The organism is Candidatus Krumholzibacteriia bacterium (assembly GCA_035649275.1).
In the GTDB taxonomy this organism is placed as follows: Bacteria; Krumholzibacteriota; Krumholzibacteriia.
The window spans coordinates 12613-32513 of the sequence record DASRJW010000009.1; the positions used below are offsets into that span (position 1 = coordinate 12613).

Sequence of the window (19901 nt, forward strand, 5' to 3'; positions counted from 1 at the left end):
TCAGAGGTTCCCATGACCCACGAACAGAACCAGCCTCCGGCAGACACCCCGCTCGAGGCGCGCAGCCCTTTCGAGATGCGCGTCAACCTCGCCAAGGATCTGCCGGAAACGACGGTGCGCGAGGCGGTCGCCAGCGGCGACATGGGGTTCCTGCACTCCTTCACCACCGGCTCGGCGGTCGACGGCCCCGGGGTTCGCCTCGTGGCGTGGACGGCGGGCTGCATGTGGCGTTGTGTCTACTGCCACAATCCGGACACTTGGACCATGAGAAACGGGATCCCGGTCACTCTCGAGCGGGCGACGGAAGCGCTGCGCAAGTACCGCCTCGGGCTGAAGGCGATGTCCGGCGGCTTCACCCTGAGCGGTGGCGAGGCCCTGATGCAGCACCGTTTCGCGGTGCGGCTCTTCGCCGCCGCGCGAGAGATGGGCATCCACACCGCCCTCGACACCAACGGCTACTTCGGCGAGCGCTTGACCGACGCCGAGCTCGAGGGGATCGACCTCTACCTTCTCGACCTCAAGCTCTGGGATCCCGAACGCCACCGCCAACTCACCGGCATGGAGAACGGCCCCACCCTGGAGTTCGCGCGCCGCCTCGCGGCGCTCAGGCGGCCGATCTGGGTGCGCTTCGTGCTGGTGCCGGGCTGGACGGATGATCCGGACGAGATCGCCAAGATCGCCCGCTTCGCGGGCGGCCTCGGGAACGTGGAGCGCGTGGACGTTCTCCCCTTCCACCAGATGGGCCGCTACAAGTGGGAGCGACTCGGGCTCGAGTACAAGCTCCCGGAGGTCAAGCCCCCGACGGCGGAAGCGGTGGAGAAGGCGTGCGCGGCTTTCCGCGCCGAAGGGCTGAAGGCCTACTGAGCGGCCCTTGCCTCCGCGCGCTGTTCGCGATCCGAAACACCGCGACGCTTCTCGGCCTCCTGCTGTGCCAGGGCGATGTGGCTCTTCAGGATGAACAACCGCTGCGCATAGCCGAGGGGGACACGGAGGCGACTCGCGCGCCGGGCGAGCTTGTCGAGCCCCAAGATCAAATCGTGGGCAGGCTCACCGGGATGCACCTTTTCCAGCTCCGTCTCCAGAACCTTCAGCTCGCCGTACAAACCGAAGATCCGGCGCTGGATCATCCAGGCGTAGAACGCGGGGACAAAGTGGACGAGCGGGAACACCACGGTGAACAGAGGAATGAGCAGGATCATCAGGCGTTCTGCCGGGCCCGCCATCCAGAAAGGGAGATAGCGGTATACGAACGGCCGGCCCGATTTGTAGAACGCCCGGGCCTGTTGGCTCAGCGGCAGGTCGATCGCTTCGGCAGCGGGGAATCGGCCGGCACGATGGAAGACCTGCGGGCCCCCATGGATTTCTGCGGCGGCCTCGAGGAGGAGGTACTGCAGTCCCGGGTGGATGTCCTCCCGCACGACCAGGCTCGCCTCGACCGCGAGCAGCGGCACGTCGGCGGGCGGGATGTTCCTCGCCAGGTCGGCGACGCCGGTGGGAAGCACGACCTTGTTGAGGTAGGGAAACAGGGCGACATAGGCGTCCGCGCGCGGGTAGCCCTCGAGCACGATGCCCTCGGCGACCAGCAGCTTCTGGACCACCGACGACTGCCAGGCGGTGAGCATGATGGCGCCGTCGATTGTGCCCCGCAGGAGCGCCTCCGCACTCTGCTCCGGTGTGAGACCGAGCAGCTGGACCGTCGTCTCGTCGATGCCGTTCAGCGCCAGGAGCCGGCGTGCCAGCACCCGCGTGCCGCTGCCCTCGGGCTCGATCGAGATCCGTTTTCCCACCCACCGCTGGGCCGGGGTGCCCGACTCCTGGCGCCGGAAGAACAGCCAGAGCGGCTCGATGGTGATCGCGCCGAGCGAAACGAGATCGGGCGACTCGTCCTGGTTCGTCAGTCCGTTTTCGATGAACGCGACGCTCACGCCGGCGCGGGGGTCGCGCAGTTTCGTGAGGTTCTCCGCCGAGCCCGCCGTCTCCACGAGGCGAAGGTCGACTCCCGAGCGCTGTAGGATCTGGCGGTAGCGGGCGCCGAAATCATCGAACCCGCTGCCCTTGGGTCCGGTCGCCATCACGACGGTACGCGGAGGAAAAGGGTTCCCGATCGTCAAGGCCACCCACGCCAACGCGCCGAGGACGGCGACCGCGAGAAGCACGGGCACCCACCGGAGCCCCGTGCGAGTGCGGGACGGCGACGGCACAGTCATGGCTTCTCCTCGCGATCACACCGAGCGTCTCAGCCGCCCTGGGGCACGACGGCGCGGTCGGCTTGGGCGCGCTCGTCGATCTCCCGCGCGGCGGCTGCCTTGCCGAGCTCGAGGGCCTGCTCTGCCGTGGTGGTCGCGAAGAGGTGCATGAGCCGCGCCATGATGCCCGTCCATCCGGTCTGATGGCTGGCACCGAGGCCGGCGCCGTTGTCGCCGTGGAAGTACTCGTAGAACAGGATGAGGTCACGCCAGTGCGGATCCTCTTGGAACTTCCGTGTCCCCCCATAGACCGCGCGCCGCCCGCTGCCATCCCGCAGGAAGATGTGGCTCAACCGCCGGCCGATCTCCTCCGCCACTTGGTACAAGTTCATGCGCCTGCCGGAGCCGGTGGGGCACTCGATGACGAAATCGTTGCCGTAGTAGAGGTAATAGTGGAGCAAGGCGCGGATGATGAGCCCGTTCACCGGCAGCCAGATCGGTCCCCGCCAATTCGAGTTGCCGCCGAACATGCCGCTGTCGGACTCCGCCGGCAGGTAGGAGACGCGATGCTCCTGGCCTCCCACGTGGAGGACATAGGGATGCGCCTCGTGGTACTTGGAAACGGAGCGGATGCCGTAGGGGCTCAGGAACTCGCTCTCGTCGAGCATCCGCGTCAGCACCCGGCGGAGCTTGTTTTCGTTCAACGGGGCGCTCATGGCGCGGCCGGCGACGTTGCGCCGGGCCGGGTCGTGGATGAAGGCGGTCACTTCCGGGTGCCCTTCGAGGAAACGGCGCAACCGCGCCTCCATCTCGGGGTCCTTGCCGCGCAGCTCCCCCTCGTAGACGGTGACCGCACACAGCGGGAGCAACCCGACCATGGAGCGGACTTTCAGGCGCTGCGCCCGGCCGTCGGGCAGCCGGAGCACGTCGTAGAAGAAGCCATCCTCCTCGTCCCACATGCCGGTGTCATCGCCGGCATGGAGCATCGACGAGGTGATCCACAGGGCATGCTCGATGAACTTCTCGCAGAGCACGAGATAAGCCGGTCGCGTCTGCGCCAGCTCGACGGCGATCTCCAGCATGTTCTGGCAGAAGAGCGCCATCCAGGCTGTCCCGTCGGCCTGGTCCAGGTAGCCGCCGGTCGGGAGCGGCGCGCTGCGATCGAAGACCCCGATGTTGTCCAGTCCCAGGAAGCCGCCCTCGAAGACGTTGCTCCCGGAGCGGTCCTTCTGGTTCACCCACCAGGTGAAGTTGAGCAGCAGCTTCTGGAAGGAGCGTTCCAACCACTCGAGGTCTCCCTGGCCCTTCTGGTTCTTCTCCAGCCGATAGGTGAAGATCGTGGCCCAGGCGTGTACCGGCGGGTTCACATCCCCGAAGTTCCATTCGTAGGCCGGCAGCTGGCCGTTGGGATGCAGGTAGTGCGTTTGCAGCATCAAGTCCAGCTGCTGCTTGCCGAATTCCACGTCCACCAGTGTCAGTGCCAGGCAGTGGAAGGCAAGGTCCCAGGCCGCATACCAAGGGTACTCCCACTTGTCGGGCATCGAGAGAATGTTGGCGTTGTGCATGTGATGCCAATGCGCGTTGCGCGGGGCGAGATGCCGTGAGTTGAACTGCTTGGCGCCACGTTCATCGAGCCACTTGCCGACATCGTAATAGTAGAACTGCTTGGACCAGAGCATGCCGGCGAGCGCCTGGCGCATCACCTGGGCCCCGTCGGTGCCCAACGAAGCGGGAATGACCGCAGCGTAGAACTCGTCGGCTTCCTTCCGCCGCACCGTCATCACCGCATCGAAGGCGCTCCCGAACAGCTCGCCTGGCTCGGTCTTGGCCACGGCGGATTCGCCCGGTGCCACGTCGGTCAAGCGCAAACGGATGGTAACGGAGCCGCCGGCGGGCACGGTCAGCTCATAATGTGCCGCCACCTTGGTGCCGCTCTGCTCCGGATTCACCGCCTCACGCTGTCCGTAGACGATGAAGTTGTGGAACGCATCCTTGACATACGGCGTCTGGTTGGGGACGTGCACGAGCCGCGCGGTGTTGGTCTCGTTCTCGGTGAAGAGGAGCTCCTTCGCGCCCTCGGCGTAGAGGAAGCGCCGGCCGAGGTCGGGATGGGTGGCAGCGACGACACCGGGCGCGAGTTGGCGAAGCAACGGCTTGACGCCATTGCCGCCCCAGGACCACACGTTGCGGAACCAGAGGGTCGGCAACACCTGGAGCGCCGCCCGCTCCGAACCGCGGTTGTGGGCGGTGATCTGAATGAGGATTTCCTCGGGTGTGGCCTTGGCGTATTCGACGACGACGTCGAAGTAGCGATCCTGATCGAAGACGCCCGTATCGAGCAGTTCGTATTCCATCTCGTTGCGGGCGCGAGCGCGGTTGGTTCGCACGAGATCGTCGTACGGATAGGCGGCCTGAGGGTATTTGTACAGCGTCTTCATGTAGGAGTGGGTCGGCGTGGAGTCGAGATAGAAATAGTATTCCTTGACGTCCTCGCCGTGGTTCCCTTCGCTGTTGGTCAAGCCGAAGAGACGCTCTTTCAAGATGGGATCCTTGCCGTTCCAGAGCGCCAGGGCGAAGCAGAGCAGCTGCCGGTCATCGCTGATCCCCGCGATGCCATCCTCACCCCAGCGATAGGCGCGCGAGCGCGCGTCATCGTGACTGAAGTAGTTCCAGGCGTCACCGGATTCGCTGTAGTCCTCGCGGACCGTACCCCACTGGCGCTCGCTGAGATAAGGTCCCCACTTCTTCCATGCCAGCTTCTTGTCCCGAGCCGCTTCGAGACGAGTTTGCTCCGCGTTCATCGCGCACTCTCCTGACCACGGTCGATACCCCGGCCCTCGATACCGCCCCACCCGTGCTCCATGCGTAGGCTCGGAAGCATAGCCCCCCGGGAGGCGCGTGCATAGCCCACGAGGACTTGGGTGCCCGTCGTCCGGACGGTCGATGGTTCGGGGGGCGGAAACGCGCGGGTGGCGCTAGTCGCGCGCTCCGTCGGCACGCAGGCTGAACTCGATCGGGATGACGACCCAGGCCTGGACGGGAAGTCCCTGTTGCAAGGCGGGGCGGAAGACCGCCGTCTTGGCCGCTTCCAGCGCCGCTTCGTCGAGGCCGAGGACGCTGCGCAAGAGTGTCACCTGGAGCACCGTACCGTCGGCGCCGACGAGCACGCGCACCAGGACCAAACCCTCGATGCCCGCATCGCGCGCGATCTCGGGATAGACAGGCTCGCGCATCCACACCAGCTCGGGCTCGTGCTCGAAGGCGACGAAGGTCTCGTCTCGAGCCTGGAGAGGTGCGGGTTCGTCGCCGATGTCGAGAGCGTCGCCTTCTTGGCCAAGGTCACTCGCGCTGTCTCCGGCTCCACTTCCAGCGTCACTGGGCGGACCGATCGATTCTTCCTCCGGCACCGAAACATCGACGAGGTGCAGCGCTCCCCAGCGCGGCCGCGAGACGGGAACGGGTGCTGGCGGCCGCCGCCGCACCATGGGCGGTGGTGGGACCGGATACTCCGAGAGTTGCACCACACCGGTCGTTCGCTGCCTCGATGGGCCCGACGTGCGTTCCTTCACTGGCCTCAGGTGGTACGCGAGGAGGGTCGAGACCACGAGCAGGGCGAGCAAGGCGAGGGTCGCGCCGCAGGCGCGCGGCATGACTTCGTTGGTCTCGAAGCGATCGAGAAAGCCCCAACGCGGGTAACGTCCTGAGCGCGTGGGGCCGAGAATCGCCAGCCGGGCCATGCGGCCTCCCGTCGTGTACGCGGGTGGGTGCCGCAATATGGTGAGGGCTCCGGCAGTTGTCAAACGTGGCGCCGACTTGTCGTTCGCCAGCTGCTTCGGCTGGACACTTCGCGACGGGCGGCCATAATGAGCCGCCGGAAGCCGCGTGTCTTGGCGTGCCTGCCCGACGGAGGTCCCGACCATGCCTCTCGCCCCGAGACAACCGGAGCGCGTGCTCTTCTGGTCGGTCTCCGTCGCCGCTCTGGTCTCGCTCGTGGCCTTGCTGCGGACACCGGCGGACACTTTTCTCTGGAAGTCGCTCTTCGACGCCGGCCACGCCGTGATGTCCGGCTATCTGGCGTTGGTGTTCCTGCGCCTCATCGTGGCCTGGAACGGTCATCCCCGCAGCACAAGCCCCGACTACGTGTTGGCCTTCTCTCTCACGACGGCGAGCGGCCTCGGCATCGAGATCGTCCAGATCTTCCTGCCCCGTGACGCCGATGTCGCCGACCTGTTGCGCAACGTGCTCGGAGCCTCGGCCCTCCTCCTCGCCGCCTGGGCCTGCGAACGCGACCCCGGCGGGCCCTTCCGTCGTGGATGGCTCGTGCGTCTCGTCGCGCTCCCGTGCAGCGTTCTCCTCTTCGCGATCGCTTTCGTGCCGGTGGCCCGCGTCCTCGCCAGCTACGCCCAGCGCGATGCCGCCCTCCCGCGGCTCTGTGATTTCGAAGCCTCCTGGGAGCGTTTGTTCATCGACATGTGGGAGGCCGACCTCGAACGCATCCCGGAGCCCGAGGGCTGGGGAGACGGAAGCCCCGCCCATCGGCGCAGCGCGGGCAAGGCCGGTCGCGTCACCTTCCACCCCGCGTCCTACCCGCGCTTCGTCCTCCGAGAGCCCTCTCCAGATTGGACTGGCTACCGGGATCTCGTCTTCCAGGTGTATTCGGACCTCGCGGCTCCGGTGAAGATCGTGCTCCGGATCGACGATGTGCATCACGACATGGTGCGCTACACCGATCGTTTCAACCGGGAGCTGACCGTGAACCCCGGGGCCAACACCTTCCGCATTTCTCTCGCCGAGGTGCGCTCCGCCCTCCAGGGCCGCACCATGGACATGCGCCGGATCGCCCGAATTGTCGTCTTCGCGGTGGAGCCCACGGCTCCCTTCAGCCTCACCCTGGACGCATTCCATTTGGAGTGACGAGCCACCCTGCTTGGAGTGACGAGCACCCCCCCCGCGCCGACCTGCCCGTTGCCGCGCGTACTCTGCTTCCTGTCCTACCCTCGGTGCGCTACATTCTTTCTCGAACCACACCCGCTGCAAGGCCACGCCCTCGAGGGGGACGCGGCCTGCCCGAGGGTCCGCCGCACCCTGGAGGCCGACGATGCTGTCGCGACGACTTGCTCCCCCATGCATCCTTGCCGAGATCCGCCCGGTGACATTCCTCTTCCTCGCCCTCGTCTCGGCGGCGATCCCTGCCAGCGCTCAAAAGGCGCACGCCCCTGCGGCGGCTGCCGTGACCCCCGCGGGCACGCTGACCCCCGAGATGGTGGTGTCGATGCGCAGCATCCGTGATCTGGCCGTGTCGCCCGACGGTCAGTGGATCGCCTACACGCTCCAGGTCCCTCGCGGCTTGGACGAGGACCGCGGCTCGGCCTATCTGGAGATCTGGCTCATGGATCGTGATGGCAAACACCCGCGGCAGTTCACGCCGAGCAAGCAGCGCTCCTGGTCGCCGGCGTTTTCTCCCGATGGCAAGCGGCTCGCCTTCCTGGCCAACCGTCCTGGGCGCGACAGCGATGGCGACAAGGACGACGCCGACAAGGCCGGCATCTTCCTCATCGACCTGCAGGGCGGCGAGGCGCGGCAACTGACGGCGGGCGAGTACTCCGTTCGCAGCTGCCGTTGGTCACCCACCGGCGAGGCTCTGGCCTTCACCGCCAAGGCTCCCATGCCGGCGGAGCGGAAGGAAGCGCGCAAGAAGGGGCGGGACTGGATCGAAGGCGATGTCGACCTCACCCCGACGCCTCTGTGGTCCGTGCGCGTCGCCGATGGCAAGGTCGTGCGTCTCACGACGACCGACGCCAACGTGTTGGACTTCGATTGGTCGCCGAACGGCACCAGCCTGGTCGTGCGCCTCACGGACTCGGCCCGCGTCGACGAGTCGTACCTGACGTCGCGCCTGACACTCGTCCCCGCCACGGGAGGCGAGCCGGCGCCGCTCGTTCGCACCCAGGGCAAGCTCGATCAACCGCACTTCTCCCCCGACGGCAAGCACGTCGCCTGGCTCGGCGCCACCAGCGTCAACGACCCCTTCCCCGGTACGGTCTACGTGGTGCCCGCGACGGGCGGCACGGCGCGTGCCCTGACGACAGCCGAGCCCGGCTGCGCCACGGCGCTGGAGTGGACAGATGCTTCCACCCTGCTCTATGCAGCCTCGCGGGGCACTGCGACGGCGCTGGTCACGGTGCCGGCGGCGGGGGGCAAACTGCGCGACGTCCTCACCAACGGGCCCATCTTCTCTGGCTTCGCCCTTTCCAGCAATCGCAAGACCCTCGCTCTGGTCGGCAACACGCCTCGACATCCAGGAGAGATTTTCGCTGCCGCCTATTCGAGCGGCGGCACCCGTGTTCGCCGTCTGACCACGACCAATCTCGAGGTCGAGCGCACACAGCTCGGCGCTCAGAAGGTGATGCGCTGGAAGGCCACTGACGGCCTCGACATCGAGGGCGTGCTGGTACACCCCGTGGGCTACACGCCGGGGGCGCGCTATCCCCTCGTCGTCATGGCCCATGGCGGGCCGGAGAGTTGCTTTCGCAATGGCTGGAACACTTCGTACTCGCAGTGGGCGCAGCTGCTCGCCCAGCGCGGTTACGTGGTGCTGATGCCGAATTATCGCGGCAGCACCGGGCGAGGCGAGGCCTTCGAACGCGGCGATCACGGCGATCTGGCCGGCAAGGAGTTCGAGGATGTCCTCGCCGGCATCGACGCACTCGCCGCCGCCGGCACGGTGGACCCCGCCCGGGTGGGGATCGGTGGGGGTTCCTATGGCGGCTACTTCTCCGCCTGGGCAGCGACGGCGTGGTCCGAGCGCTTCGCCGCTTCCGTCGACTTCGCCGGCATCACCGACTGGCACTCCATGCAGGGCGTTTCCGACATCCCGCTGGAGAACGCCACCGTGCATTGGAACCTGCCTTACTACGAGAACGCCGATCTCTACTGGGAACGTTCGCCCCTCGCGCACGTGCAGAAGTGCCGGACCCCCATCCTCATCGCCCACGGCGACAGCGATCGGCGCGTCCCCGTCGGCCAGGCCGTCGAGCTGTACACGGCGCTGCGGCTCCTCGGCCGCGAGGTGGAGCTGGTGCGCTATCCCCGCGCCGGACATGGCCTCGAGGAATCGCCGCACCAGCACGACTTCTTGACCCGCGTGCTCGATTGGTACGAGCAGCACCTGAAGGAGGCGCCGGAGGCGGCGTTCCGCTAGGCGCAAACGCCGTGGCGGCGAGCCGATCTCCAGTGTTCCCACGGGCACCGCAGCGCGGCGCAGGTCAGAACGACTCGTTGATCGCCAAGCCGAAGCGAACGCCCTCCTGGCCGAGGGCAGTGTCGAAGCGGGCGACGATGGCGTGGTTCTTTCTGTAGTGGACGTTGAGCCCGATGCCGAGCGTCGGGCGCAGGGTGTCGTAGCGGAACTTGGAGATCTGCGGCGCCACCGCTGCGGTGCCACCGAAGCCAGTCAGGCTGAGACGCCAGAGAACGGGCGCCCGGTACTCCGCCTGCACCGCGAAAAGAACCTCGTCCAGGTAGCGGTCGCGGCGGTAGCCGCGCGAGTGCGCTCGTCCACCAAGGGAGGCGAGACGCCAGAAGGGCGGGCTGTCCGTGGTGCCGTAGAGGAAGACCTGCGTGGCCAGCACGTGCTGCGGCTTGATGGTGAAGTAATTGCGCAGGTCGACATTGAAATTGGTGAAGTCGAAGTCGCTCCCGAGGGCATCGTCGAAGAGCATGCCGAAGGCCTGATAATAGTAGCCATGCGAGGGTGCGTAGCGTTGATCACGGCGGTCCCACTCCAGGACGAAACCAGCGCCGATGACCTTCTCACCGCTGCTGCTGCTGTACACGGGCGCCTGCAGCAAGCCGCCCGGAACACGCTCCAGGAACTCGAAGAACTCCATCTCCACCCGGACTCCAGCGCGGAAGTACGGCAAGACGTTGTGGAAGCCTTCGACGTAAGCCTGGAATCGATGCGGCCGGTAGACTTCTTCGTTGCTTTGGGGCGTATCCGGCCCGATCCCATAGAAACGCTCCGCCGTGTCGCGATGCGACACTCGCGCGCGGAGCACGTGCGTACCGTCTTTCCAGTAGACGGTCGAGGCCAGGTCGAGCTGGGTCTGTCCTTTGAAGGTGACCTGCGCCCGCGCGCGCAACTCCGAGGGGTGCGACTCGGGGCTGTTGCCGGACAGGCGGAAGGGGAAAAGGAACTCGCCGCCGACGCCAAAACCCCGCTCGTCGGCGTAGGACACGAGCGGCAGGACGTAGAGCCGTCCCAGCGCCATCTTGGGGGGAAAAAGCTGCGACTGGTTCGTGGACTGCTTCGGTTCGGCTGCCTCGGTGTCCGGAGCTGCCGCGGGGGCGATCACCGCGGTGGAATCAGCCGGACTCGACAGGACGGGGAGCGAGGTGCCGCACAGTAGCAAGGCGACGCAAACCAGCGCGACGAGCACTGGACCAGAACCGTTGCAGCTTGGACGCGGCTGTTTTTCTGGCTCCACTCGATGCCGTCCTCGAGCCCCAAGAACCAAGGTGCCTCGGCCAAGCGCGCCGGCAGAATCCCTCCAGCGTGGGACGACTTCGGCATGATATCGTGCCAGGGTCTCGCGACACGAGGTGATCTCGAGTGTTCAACCCTTTCGAAGCAGCCGTATTCTACTTCATTTTCCTGTTCTCGACGACGCTGCACGAAGCCGCGCACGCCTGGGCCGCCATGCGCGGCGGTGACCTCACCGCCTATCGGGGCGGTCAGGTTTCGATCAACCCGCTGCCCCACATCCGACGCGAGCCGTTCGGTATGGTGGTCCTACCGGTGCTCTCGGTGATCTTCTCGGGCTGGCCCCTCGGCTTCGCCAGCACGCCCTACGATCCGGCCTGGGCCCGTCTCCATCCCAAGCGCGCCGCCCTCATGTCCCTCGCTGGGCCGGCGGCGAACCTTTCCCTGGTTCTTGTCACGGCACTCCTCATCCGTCTGTTTCTGGGCTACGGTTTTTTCAGCGCCGGCCGTTCGAGCATGGCCCACCTCGTGATCGCCGAAGGCTCCGGGTGGGAAAGCCTGGCTTTCGTCCTCAGCGTGTTCTTCTCCATGAATCTCATCCTCTTCGCGCTCAATATCCTTCCTGTGCCGCCCTTGGACGGTAGCGGCGTTCTCCCGATGTTCCTGGGTCGTGACTACTCGATGCGGTTACAGGAAGTCTTCGCTCAGCCCATTGTCGCGATGATGGGCATGATCATCGTGTGGCGCGGCTTCTCCAGCATCTTCCGCCCCATCTTCCACTTCGCCGTCGATCTCTTGTTCCGCGGCCTACTTTGAGTTGGCGTTCTCATCGTGACCCCGAATCACTCCCGAGAGGGTTCCGATAGACATACAAGCTGTTCTCGGAATCGCTGACGATGTAGATCAGGTTCGCTGCCTCATCGAGCGCGATCCCCTCGGCCTTCGGGAACGATAACGGGTACGTGCCGATGACACCCTTGTCCTTGCTCCACAGGTACAGGCTGCGCGACTGATCGCTGACGATCCAGAAACAGCCCTTGCGACGATCGTATGTCAGTCCCGAGTAGTCCTGCGCGAAGTCCAGCCGGCGCTGGGTGGCAATGGCGTGGTCGGAACCCAGCTCGATGAACAGGCCGGGGCGCTTTTCGTTGAGCAGGACGATACGACCTCGTGCATCAAGACAAATCCCTTCGAGCCCGCTGTTCTTGTCGCCAGTCAGGTCGAGGAGATGTCGCGACAGGACGTCTCCGTTCAAGTCGAGATGAATGACCTCTCGACGATTCTCTTCGGCGACCCATAGGGTCCGATCCGTGGCATCGTACGCGATCCCCTCCAGGTCTTGTCCCACGTAGTTGAGGGTCTTGACCACATTCCCGCCCCGGTCGAGCTGGTAAACGCGGGCCGGGTTGTTGGTGACCGTCCAGAGCTTTCGGCCCGATTCGTCGATCGCCAGGTCGGACGGCTCCGAAATGCTCAACGGATGCGTCCCCAGGAGCTCGAGCGCGGCGGTGGTCGGAGACGGGGTCGGTGCGGAGTCGCTGCGTCCAAGTGCCAGGAGGATCACGAGCACTCCGGACGCCGCCGCGGTCCTGATCCAGCCCATGACAGAGTCCTTTCCTAGAACGGCTGCCCTTCGTCGTTCACCTCAAGCGGCACTCGGTGGGAGCCGGCGAATTGGGGGAAATCCCCCTCGGGCGTGTTCACCCAGATCGGGGGCAGTCACGGAGTAGCGAGGGGACGCCGAATGCAGGAACTCCTCGAGTTTCGCTCTCTGATGGGCAGGATTGCTGCCGCGAGCACGAGTCAGGCCACAGTCCGCAGTCGGGATTCGGGGCGAGCGCACGATCTCGACCTCTCGCCTCCAGGGCGGCTCGGTGGTGTGGGGCGAGGGCCGAGAAGAATCGAGTCTAGCGGCGCGCGTGGCCGGGCGGCAAGCGATCCCCGCTGCTCTAGTCCACCGAGCCAGACTCCGCTGATCGACGCGTCACCGTGTCTAGTGCACCGACTCGACCTCGGCTCGATGCGGCAGCGATGGCGCGGCTCCCGGCTTCTGCACGCAGAGCGAGGCTGCGACGTTGGCGTAATGCAAAGCGGGCACGATCTCGTCCCCCGCCGCCAACCGGGCCGCGACCGCGCCGACGAAACAATCTCCTGCACCGGTTGGATCCACGGCCCGCACCTGCCGCGCCGGGATGGGGTGATGCCTGTCACCGTGCACGGCGACAGCGCCGCGTTCGCCCAAGGTCACGACGACCCACTGGTCGGTGTGCACGCGCAGCGTCGTCGCGGCGTCTACGACCGCGTCGATGTCGGCGTGATCGAGTGTCGCAATGCCCGCGAAAAATGCCGCCTCCGTTTCGTTCAACACCAGGATGTCGGCGAGTCGGAACAACACGGGTGGACAGGCCTGTGCTGGAGACGGATTCAGCAGCGTCGTTGCCCCGTGCTGCCTGCCGTGCGCCAAGAACGCCTGCACTGTCGGAAGCGGAGTCTCGAGCTGGCACACGATGATGTCGCCTGCTGCCACCGAAACGGCCTGGACGCGCTCGGGCCCGAGGAGCGCGTTCGCGCCCGGCACCACGACGATCGTGTTCTGGGACTCAGCGTCGACGACAATGCATCCGATTCCGGTCGCGAGATCTACACGCTCCAAGGAACTCGCATCGATCGCTTCCGAGCGCAGGAAGGTGTCCAGGGATTCACCGAAGGCGTCCTTCCCCAGCATCGCCACGAGCGTCGTAGGCGCGCCGAGCCGTGCCGCAGCCACTGCTTGATTCGCGCCTTTCCCGCCCGGGAAGACCTGAAAGCTGTCGCCGAGCACGGTCTCGCCGGGGCGCGGATGGCGCGGCGCATGCACGACCAGGTCCATGTTCACGCTGCCTGCGACAATCACCCGTCGCACCGAACCCTCGACGCCCACGCGCGCACCTCCTGGAAGCTGGAATGCTACCATGCGACGAAATCGCTGGGAGCAGGCTCATGCGGACGTTTCTCATCGACACCGACACCGCATCGGACGACGCGGTGGCCCTCTTGATGGCGCTGCGCTGGCCCGATGTCGAGGTGGCCGGGATCACGGTTGTCGCTGGCAACATGCCTCTGGAACGCGGAGCCCGCAACGCGTTGTACACCGTCGAGGTTTGCGGCGCCGCGGTGCCAGTGTACCTGGGCGCGGCAAAGCCGCTCGAGCGCGAGAACTATCACGCCGAGTGGTTCCACGGGGACGACGGCATGGGCAACATGCACTATCCGCTGCCCGCCGGACGGCCGTCGACGCAATCGGCTGTGGACGCGATCCTCGAGATCGTCCGCCGGCACCGAGGCCTCACACTCGTGACCCTGGGCCCGTTGACCAACATCGCTCTCGCGGTCAGGCGTGATCCGAGCTTCGTACACGGCGTCGGGCGCGCCGTCGTGATGGGCGGTGCCGCCTGTACCGCCGGCAACGTGACGCCCGCCGCCGAGTACAACATCTGGATCGATCCGGAAGCGGCGCGCATCGTATTTCGATCGGGCCTGCCGATCGAAATGGTGGGCTGGGAACTGTCGCGCGGGAGCGCCAACTTGCTCGGGCCCGACATCGAAGAGATTCGCGGCTTCGACAACGAACTCGCCCGGTTCACGCTCGACAGCAATCGCGTCGTGATGCAGTCGACCCGCACGCAGAGCCGCGACCCCGGTCTGGGTCTCCCGGATCCCGTCGCGATGGCGGTGGCACTCGACCCCGAGGTGTGCACATCCAAGAGCCGGCACTACGTCGATGTGGAAACGGGAAGCGAACTCACGCGCGGTATGACCGTCGTCGATCGTTTCGGGCGCGCCAAGGACGATATCAACCAACCGGCGTGGGGCGCGCTGACCAGCCGCCCGGAAAACGTCACGGTCTGCTGGGCGATCGATGCCGTGCGGTGGAAGCGGATGCTGTTCAGCGTGCTGCGAGGGTGAACCCGACGTCATCGGCTTCCCCCCCACAGCCCCCACGCGTCCCCCCGGAATGGATCGGCCTGGACCGAAGCCGTACGTGCGCGCGAAGTGGTCATTGTACCCCCCGCCCGTGACGTGTAGGATCTCAATTCCGATCCGATCTGGGCTCCCGCGGCACGCTGGGTTGGCGTCCGCCGCCCGCACGCAGGGATGCCGACGCCTCGACCGGGGGAACAGACCATGTCGAAGTTCTTGATCGAAGTCCCACACGAGCCGGAGATGGTGGCCTGTGCCAGGGTAGTGCGTGTGTTTCTCACCACGGGATCGCACTTCCTGGCTGGTGCCGAGTGGGGATGCATGGACGGCGACCACCGCGCGTGGATGATCGTGGACGTGGAGGACAAGGACCAGGCTCGCGCCATCGTGCCACCGCCGTTCCGGTCACAGGCGAGGATTGTCGGTCTGAACCAATTCTCGATCGAGGCGATCGACGACATCTTGAAGCGCCATGGTGCCAGCAACGCCTGATCACGGAGCCGCTTTCTCCGCTCGCCCGGCGCCCGGGCGTACGGCAGGTCTCGGTGTATCAGATGCCGAGCTCGGCCCCCATGTGTCGGTGTAGCGTCGGCTCTCACGCGCAACGAGGAGATCCCCGGCATGGCCGCTTTTCGTCCCCACGTCTTCGCTTTGTGCCTCGCAACCGCCGGCATCGCGTACGCGGATTCCCAGCAGCCCTCCGCTCCCGCGCTCGCGAGCGACACGCCCGACACGTTCGTGACCACCAAGGATGCGTTCGACTTCGTGAGACGCGAGGAAATGATCCCCATGCGGGACGGGGTGAAGCTGAAGACCGTCATCCTGATCCCGAAGGGCGCAAAGAACGCGCCGATTCTGCTCACACGCACGCCGTACAACGCCAGCCGGCGTCTCTCGCGCTCCGAGAGCCCCCGCATGGCGTCTGTTGTGCCGCAGATGGACGACACCGCCGTGGACGCCGGTTACATCATCGCGTACCAAGACGTACGCGGTAAGCACGGCTCCGAAGGCGATTACGTGATGACACGGCCACTGAAAGGGCCGCTGAACCCGACCGACGTCGATCACGCGACCGACGCCTACGACACCATCGACTGGCTCGTGAGGAACATCCCCGAAACCAACGGGCGTGTCGGTACGGTCGGGGGCTCGTACGAGGGCTACACGACCGTGATGTCGGTCGTGAATCCGCATCCCGCATTGAAAGTCGCCGTGCCGTTCGCGCCCATGGTCGACGGCTGGGTAGGCGATGACTGGTTCCACAACGGTGCGTTTCGGCAGGACGGAACGCTCGCGTTTATCTACGGCCAGGAAGGGACGCGCAAGAGCGGCGAGACCTGGTGGTCGAGCACGCGCGACACCTATGACGAATACCTCCGCGCCGGCTCGGCCGGCGCGATGGCCCGATCACGCGGCCTCGATCAGCTCGGCTTCTGGCGCGCACTCGCGACACATCCCGCGTACGACGCGTACTGGCAGAACCAGGCCGTCGACAAGATCCTCGCCAAGGAACCGATTACAGTGCCGATGATGATCGTCGCCGGCTTGTTCGATCAGGAGGACATCTACGGCGGCCCGGCGCTCTTCAAAGCGCTCGCCCGGAACGATCCGACAGGCCAGATGATCCACCTCGTGCTCGGCCCGTGGAATCACGGGCAAGGCCGGCGCGAAGGCCGCGGCATTGGGCAGATCCTGTTCGAGGGCGACACCGCGACGTGGTTCCGCCGCACGGTGATGCAGCCGTTCCTCGATCACTACCTGAAGGACAGCCCGAAGCCGGACACTCCGCGTGTGCTCGTGTACGAGACCGGCGTGGATCAATGGCATCGCTACGATGCGTGGCCGCGCGTCTGCACGGAGAACTGTCAGGAGCGTTCGCGCAATCTTTACCTGCTCGCGGACGGTAAAGTCGCTTTCGACAAGCCCGCGGCCACGACCCCAACGAAGTACGACGAGTACATTTCCGATCCCGCCAAGCCTGTGCCCTACCGCACGCTTCCGACATTGGCTTCCTCGGCGCCGGATGCCAAGTGGGGTGAGTGGCTCGTCGACGATCAGCGCAATGCCGCCGCGCGGCCGGACGTGCTCGTCTACGAATCCGAGCCGCTCACGGAGCCCGTGCGTCTCGCAGGCCAGCCAATCGCGAATCTCTTCGCGTCGACGACCGGTACCGACGCGGACTGGGTGGTGAAGATCATCGACGTGTGGCCGTCCGAGGATGTCGATCACCCGACGCTCGGCGGCTATCAGTGGATGATCTCGGCGGATATCCTCCGTGGCCGTTACCGGCAGGACCCTGCGAACCCCAAGCCGCTCGAAGCGAACAAGGTGCTCGAGTACCGCTTGGCGCTGCCACACGTGAGCCACACGTTCCAAAAGGGCCATCGGATCATGGTGCAGGTTCAATCGACATGGTTCCCGCTCTACGACCGCAACCCGCAGAAGTACGTGCCGAACATCATGTTCGCCAAGCCGGAGGATTACGTGAAGGCGACGCACCGCATCTGGCACACGCCCGAGAACGCGAGCTTTATAGAGTTTCCGGTGACGACGGCGCGCTGACGAGCGATGTGTTACGCCTCACCCATTCTTTACCCTCTTACCTTGGGACGGATGTCACCGTCGGTACGGCCTTGTAAACGTACTCGTGCTGTGCGTCGCGCAGTGTCAGCGTCTCCCCGCCGACGACGAACTCCAATCCGCTGAAGCCGGGGACGATGGTGAGGAACGAGATCGTGCCATCGGGGTTCTGGCGCGACGCCACCTCACTCGACCACTCGCCGAAGTCGAAACCCGTCGCCGCTCCCGTCTTGTTCACGATGATCTCGCCGACCGCCGGGTTCTCATATCTTGCGGCGAGCTTGCCCGCCTCGGTGGCGTCGGCAGGAACCGTCAGGAGTTTGCGCTCGGCGGCCATCTCGTCGAAGAACGTTTTCGCGCTTGCCGCGATTTGTCCATCGGCCTCTGCGTTGCCGTCGAACAGCACTTCGAGCAGCTTGCGGCGGAACACCGAACGCACGAGCCAGCCAGGATCCCCATTCGTCAGGATCACCGCGCCAACGCCGTGCTCCGGTAACCACATCATGTCGCTGTGAAACCCGATCATGTCGCCGCCGTGATGGACGACGGGCGTACCATACTGCGAGTTCACGAACAGACCCATGCCGTAGGTGATGTCCGTGCCGACCACCACCTGTGGCGCGCGCCGCGCCAACAGTGCTTCCTTCGAGATATAGCGCTTGCCATCCGGCAGTTTGCCCTCACCGAGCTCCATGGCGACGTACTTCATCATGTCGTTCACTGAGCTCCATGCGCCACCCGCTGGGCGCACCGGCACGATGGACAAATTCGTGCGAGCCTCCGCCAGGGCCGGCTTGCCGTCGATGTCAGGAGCATGGGCCGTGGCGACGTTGCCCTTCTGCGCCTCAGCATAGTCGTGCGTAGTCGCCTTCATACCGAGCGGATCGAACACCAATTGATTCATCGCCTTGTCGTACGCCGCACCAAGTTCGAGGTTCGGGAATACGACATGTCCGCCGAGGAACCCGGCGGCCGCGGCCATGGGGTTCGAGTACTGGAACAGCTCGCCGAACTTGCTCGTCGGTTGCATCGTCGCGAGCACGGCCATCACCTTCTCGGGTGTGACGCCATCGAATTCGAGTAGCCACTCGAGATCCTGGCGTGGCATGCCAGTGCACGCACAGATGAGGTGCTTGATCTGGACCTGACTGGTGACGCCGGCGTCCCCGAGCTTGAACGACGGCAGCACCTTCGCCGCCGGTGTGTCCCAGGCGAGCTTTTTTTCGTCGACCAGCTTGGCGAGCATCAGGGTTGCCATCGCCTTGGTATTCGACGCGATCATGTACCTGGTGTCCGCATCGACCTTGGAGGGCTTGCCGAGCTCGCGCACGCCGAAGCCTTCGGCGAGCACCACGCGGCCATTTTGGTAAATACCCACCGACACGCCGGGCACACCGGTGAGCTTCATCGACGTCTCGACGAACCTCCTGAGCTCCGCCAGGCGCGCATCGTCGAGTACGTTCGCCTTCTTACCGGCGAACGACTCTCGGCTTCGTCCCTTCGGCAACAGCTTGCCAAGGATCAAACCCACTTGGGCCGCGCGCTTCTCGCCGATGGCCTGCGACATGTCGTAGATCGCCACCGTCCACGTGTCGTTGGCCCGCCGCACGTCCACACCGACATCGCGTTTCTCGTTGGGCGAAGTCTGGTACGAGTATGCCTTGCGATCGGTCCAGCCATCTTTGTCGGCTATCGGCGTGGTGACCTTGAGCGGCCACTGCGCGCCGGGCTTGTATGCGCCCCACGCAGCCGCGACTGCGGCGTCAGCGGTCGTGGCGTCCGCCGCGGCCACATCGACGAGAGCGATGAAAGATCCGCCCTCGGGTGCCTCAAGGATCGTCGCTGGTCCACGCACGACCACCGACCATCCGGCCGGCGCGACGAACGTGTTACCAGCTACAGTCGTCTTCGGCGTGTCCGCTGTGAGCCGCTCGTCGGCGAGGGCCCATCCACCCCACGCGCCGCCGAGGCCGACGAAAGCGACGAGGAGAATGACGGAGACCTTGGGTGCGCGCATGGCCGTTCCTCCAGCCCGAGGGGATTATGGACCTCCGCACGGAGCAACTCTTTGTGGACTTGGAACTTACTCAATTCGAAACCTGTCGTCAACTCGCCGAAGTCCCATCGCTCGGGCGCGCGCGAGCTCGTCTTGTGTGAAGCCCGCGGCATGCAGCTCGCTCTCGATCTCGAAAAAAGGACGGTTGTCCCAAGTCGGTAGACGGATTCCGATCGCACGACCAGGAACGAAGCATCGTCGATCGTGAGGCGGCGACGTAGGCGCGCTCGAGCCCTGTCGACCTCAGCCCGAAAGGCAACGCTCTCGGCCGCTACTATTGGAAACTTTTCGATCAGCTCACTCCCCGGGTTTGAATCGGCTCCTGACGCCGCGCAGAGCAACTTCCGATAGCACGAGACTCACGATGTCCCGCATCCATGACCCTGGATTCGCTCGATCAGTTCCCATTCCGCCAAGCCCCGGCGTGCTCGCCCCGGTCGGGAATGTTTGGAAGCGGCGGCGGCCGGCTCGGCGGCTGCGTGGAGCAATTCGAGCGCTCGTTCCTCGTCTAGTGAGGATTCGGACGAGCGCCTCAGACTCCGGCGCTCATGGCGGAGGGAAGCAACTGGCGGCCCGCGGGGCCCGTCCCCTCCTGCATTCCAGACGCATCATCATGTGCGCGGCACCTTGTATCCAC

The 19901-nt window shown here is 65.6% G+C and carries 14 protein-coding genes; 7 read left to right on the forward strand and 7 right to left on the reverse strand.

What is annotated here, in order from left to right:
- Window positions 1–12 precede the first annotated feature (12 nt).
- Window positions 13–864 (forward strand): pyruvate formate-lyase-activating protein, encoded by an 852-nt coding sequence (gene pflA, locus VFE28_00330; GenBank protein HZM14420.1) that lies wholly within the window; start codon window positions 13–15, stop codon window positions 862–864.
- On the opposite strand, the gene VFE28_00335 is transcribed toward pflA, so the two are convergent.
- The 3 genes from VFE28_00335 to VFE28_00345 all read right to left on the reverse strand — a co-directional run bounded on the left by VFE28_00335 (window position 858) and on the right by VFE28_00345 (window position 5923).
- Complete coding sequence (locus tag VFE28_00335) at window positions 858–2207, reverse strand: TAXI family TRAP transporter solute-binding subunit (protein ID HZM14421.1); 1350 nt, start codon at window positions 2205–2207, stop codon at window positions 858–860. The two genes, pflA and VFE28_00335, sit on opposite strands and share 7 nt — an antisense overlap.
- Window positions 2208–2236: 29 nt before the next feature.
- The gene (locus tag VFE28_00340; GenBank protein ID HZM14422.1) at window positions 2237–4987 is read right to left on the reverse strand and encodes a glucosidase; all 2751 of its coding nucleotides are present in this window, start codon (window positions 4985–4987) and stop codon (window positions 2237–2239) included.
- Between the two features lie 174 nt (window positions 4988–5161).
- Window positions 5162–5923 (reverse strand): energy transducer TonB, encoded by a 762-nt coding sequence (locus tag VFE28_00345; protein HZM14423.1) that lies wholly within the window; start codon window positions 5921–5923, stop codon window positions 5162–5164.
- A 181-nt stretch (window positions 5924–6104) separates the two neighbouring features.
- On the opposite strand from VFE28_00345, the gene VFE28_00350 reads away from it, so the two are divergent.
- Both VFE28_00350 and VFE28_00355 read left to right on the forward strand, forming a co-directional pair.
- The gene (locus VFE28_00350; protein HZM14424.1) at window positions 6105–7100 is read left to right on the forward strand and encodes a hypothetical protein; all 996 of its coding nucleotides are present in this window, start codon (window positions 6105–6107) and stop codon (window positions 7098–7100) included.
- A 184-nt stretch (window positions 7101–7284) separates the two neighbouring features.
- On the forward strand, window positions 7285–9387 hold the full coding sequence (locus tag VFE28_00355; GenBank protein ID HZM14425.1) for a S9 family peptidase: 2103 nt from the start codon (window positions 7285–7287) through the stop codon (window positions 9385–9387).
- A gap of 64 nt (window positions 9388–9451) precedes the next feature.
- On the opposite strand, the gene VFE28_00360 is transcribed toward VFE28_00355, so the two are convergent.
- Window positions 9452–10624 carry a BamA/TamA family outer membrane protein gene (locus VFE28_00360; protein ID HZM14426.1) on the reverse strand — a complete coding sequence of 391 codons (1173 nt, stop codon included), beginning with the start codon at window positions 10622–10624 and terminating at the stop codon, window positions 9452–9454.
- Between the two features lie 173 nt (window positions 10625–10797).
- On the opposite strand from VFE28_00360, the gene VFE28_00365 reads away from it, so the two are divergent.
- Complete coding sequence (locus VFE28_00365; protein ID HZM14427.1) at window positions 10798–11484, forward strand: site-2 protease family protein; 687 nt, start codon at window positions 10798–10800, stop codon at window positions 11482–11484.
- Window positions 11485–11494: 10 nt separating this feature from the next.
- On the opposite strand, the gene VFE28_00370 is transcribed toward VFE28_00365, so the two are convergent.
- Together VFE28_00370 and VFE28_00375 are read right to left on the reverse strand one after the other, a co-directional pair.
- Complete coding sequence (locus VFE28_00370) at window positions 11495–12271, reverse strand: SdiA-regulated domain-containing protein (GenBank protein HZM14428.1); 777 nt, start codon at window positions 12269–12271, stop codon at window positions 11495–11497.
- A 390-nt stretch (window positions 12272–12661) separates the two neighbouring features.
- Window positions 12662–13588: a ribokinase gene (locus VFE28_00375; GenBank protein HZM14429.1), complete on the reverse strand. Its 927-nt coding sequence runs from the start codon at window positions 13586–13588 to the stop codon at window positions 12662–12664.
- Between the two features lie 59 nt (window positions 13589–13647).
- On the opposite strand from VFE28_00375, the gene VFE28_00380 reads away from it, so the two are divergent.
- The 3 genes from VFE28_00380 (at window position 13648) to VFE28_00390 (ending at window position 17190) form a co-directional block, all read left to right on the forward strand.
- Window positions 13648–14613: a nucleoside hydrolase gene (locus VFE28_00380; protein ID HZM14430.1), complete on the forward strand. Its 966-nt coding sequence runs from the start codon at window positions 13648–13650 to the stop codon at window positions 14611–14613.
- Window positions 14614–14832: 219 nt separating this feature from the next.
- Window positions 14833–15120, forward strand: a complete 288-nt coding sequence (locus VFE28_00385) for a hypothetical protein (protein HZM14431.1) — start codon at window positions 14833–14835, stop codon at window positions 15118–15120.
- Window positions 15121–15249: 129 nt separating this feature from the next.
- On the forward strand, window positions 15250–17190 hold the full coding sequence (locus tag VFE28_00390) for a CocE/NonD family hydrolase (protein HZM14432.1): 1941 nt from the start codon (window positions 15250–15252) through the stop codon (window positions 17188–17190).
- 37 nt (window positions 17191–17227) lie between these two features.
- On the opposite strand, the gene VFE28_00395 is transcribed toward VFE28_00390, so the two are convergent.
- Window positions 17228–19225 (reverse strand): serine hydrolase domain-containing protein, encoded by a 1998-nt coding sequence (locus tag VFE28_00395; GenBank protein HZM14433.1) that lies wholly within the window; start codon window positions 19223–19225, stop codon window positions 17228–17230.
- Between the last annotated feature and the right edge of the window lie 676 nt (window positions 19226–19901).

Bases quoted from the DNA above. Each gene is read 5' to 3' on its own strand.
- VFE28_00395 (HZM14433.1), bottom strand. From the start codon at position 19,225: ATGCGCGCACCCAAGGTCTCCGTCATTCTCCTCGTCGCTTTCGTCGGC.
- VFE28_00340 (HZM14422.1), bottom strand. From the start codon at position 4,987: ATGAACGCGGAGCAAACTCGTCTCGAAGCGGCTCGGGACAAGAAGCTG.
- VFE28_00370 (HZM14428.1), bottom strand. From the start codon at position 12,271: ATGGGCTGGATCAGGACCGCGGCGGCGTCCGGAGTGCTCGTGATCCTC.
- VFE28_00380 (HZM14430.1), top strand. From the start codon at position 13,648: ATGCGGACGTTTCTCATCGACACCGACACCGCATCGGACGACGCGGTG.
- VFE28_00335 (HZM14421.1), bottom strand. From the start codon at position 2,207: ATGACTGTGCCGTCGCCGTCCCGCACTCGCACGGGGCTCCGGTGGGTG.
- VFE28_00355 (HZM14425.1), top strand. From the start codon at position 7,285: ATGCTGTCGCGACGACTTGCTCCCCCATGCATCCTTGCCGAGATCCGC.
- VFE28_00390 (HZM14432.1), top strand. From the start codon at position 15,250: ATGGCCGCTTTTCGTCCCCACGTCTTCGCTTTGTGCCTCGCAACCGCC.
- VFE28_00350 (HZM14424.1), top strand. From the start codon at position 6,105: ATGCCTCTCGCCCCGAGACAACCGGAGCGCGTGCTCTTCTGGTCGGTC.
- VFE28_00345 (HZM14423.1), bottom strand. From the start codon at position 5,923: ATGGCCCGGCTGGCGATTCTCGGCCCCACGCGCTCAGGACGTTACCCG.
- VFE28_00385 (HZM14431.1), top strand. From the start codon at position 14,833: ATGTCGAAGTTCTTGATCGAAGTCCCACACGAGCCGGAGATGGTGGCC.
- pflA (HZM14420.1), top strand. From the start codon at position 13: ATGACCCACGAACAGAACCAGCCTCCGGCAGACACCCCGCTCGAGGCG.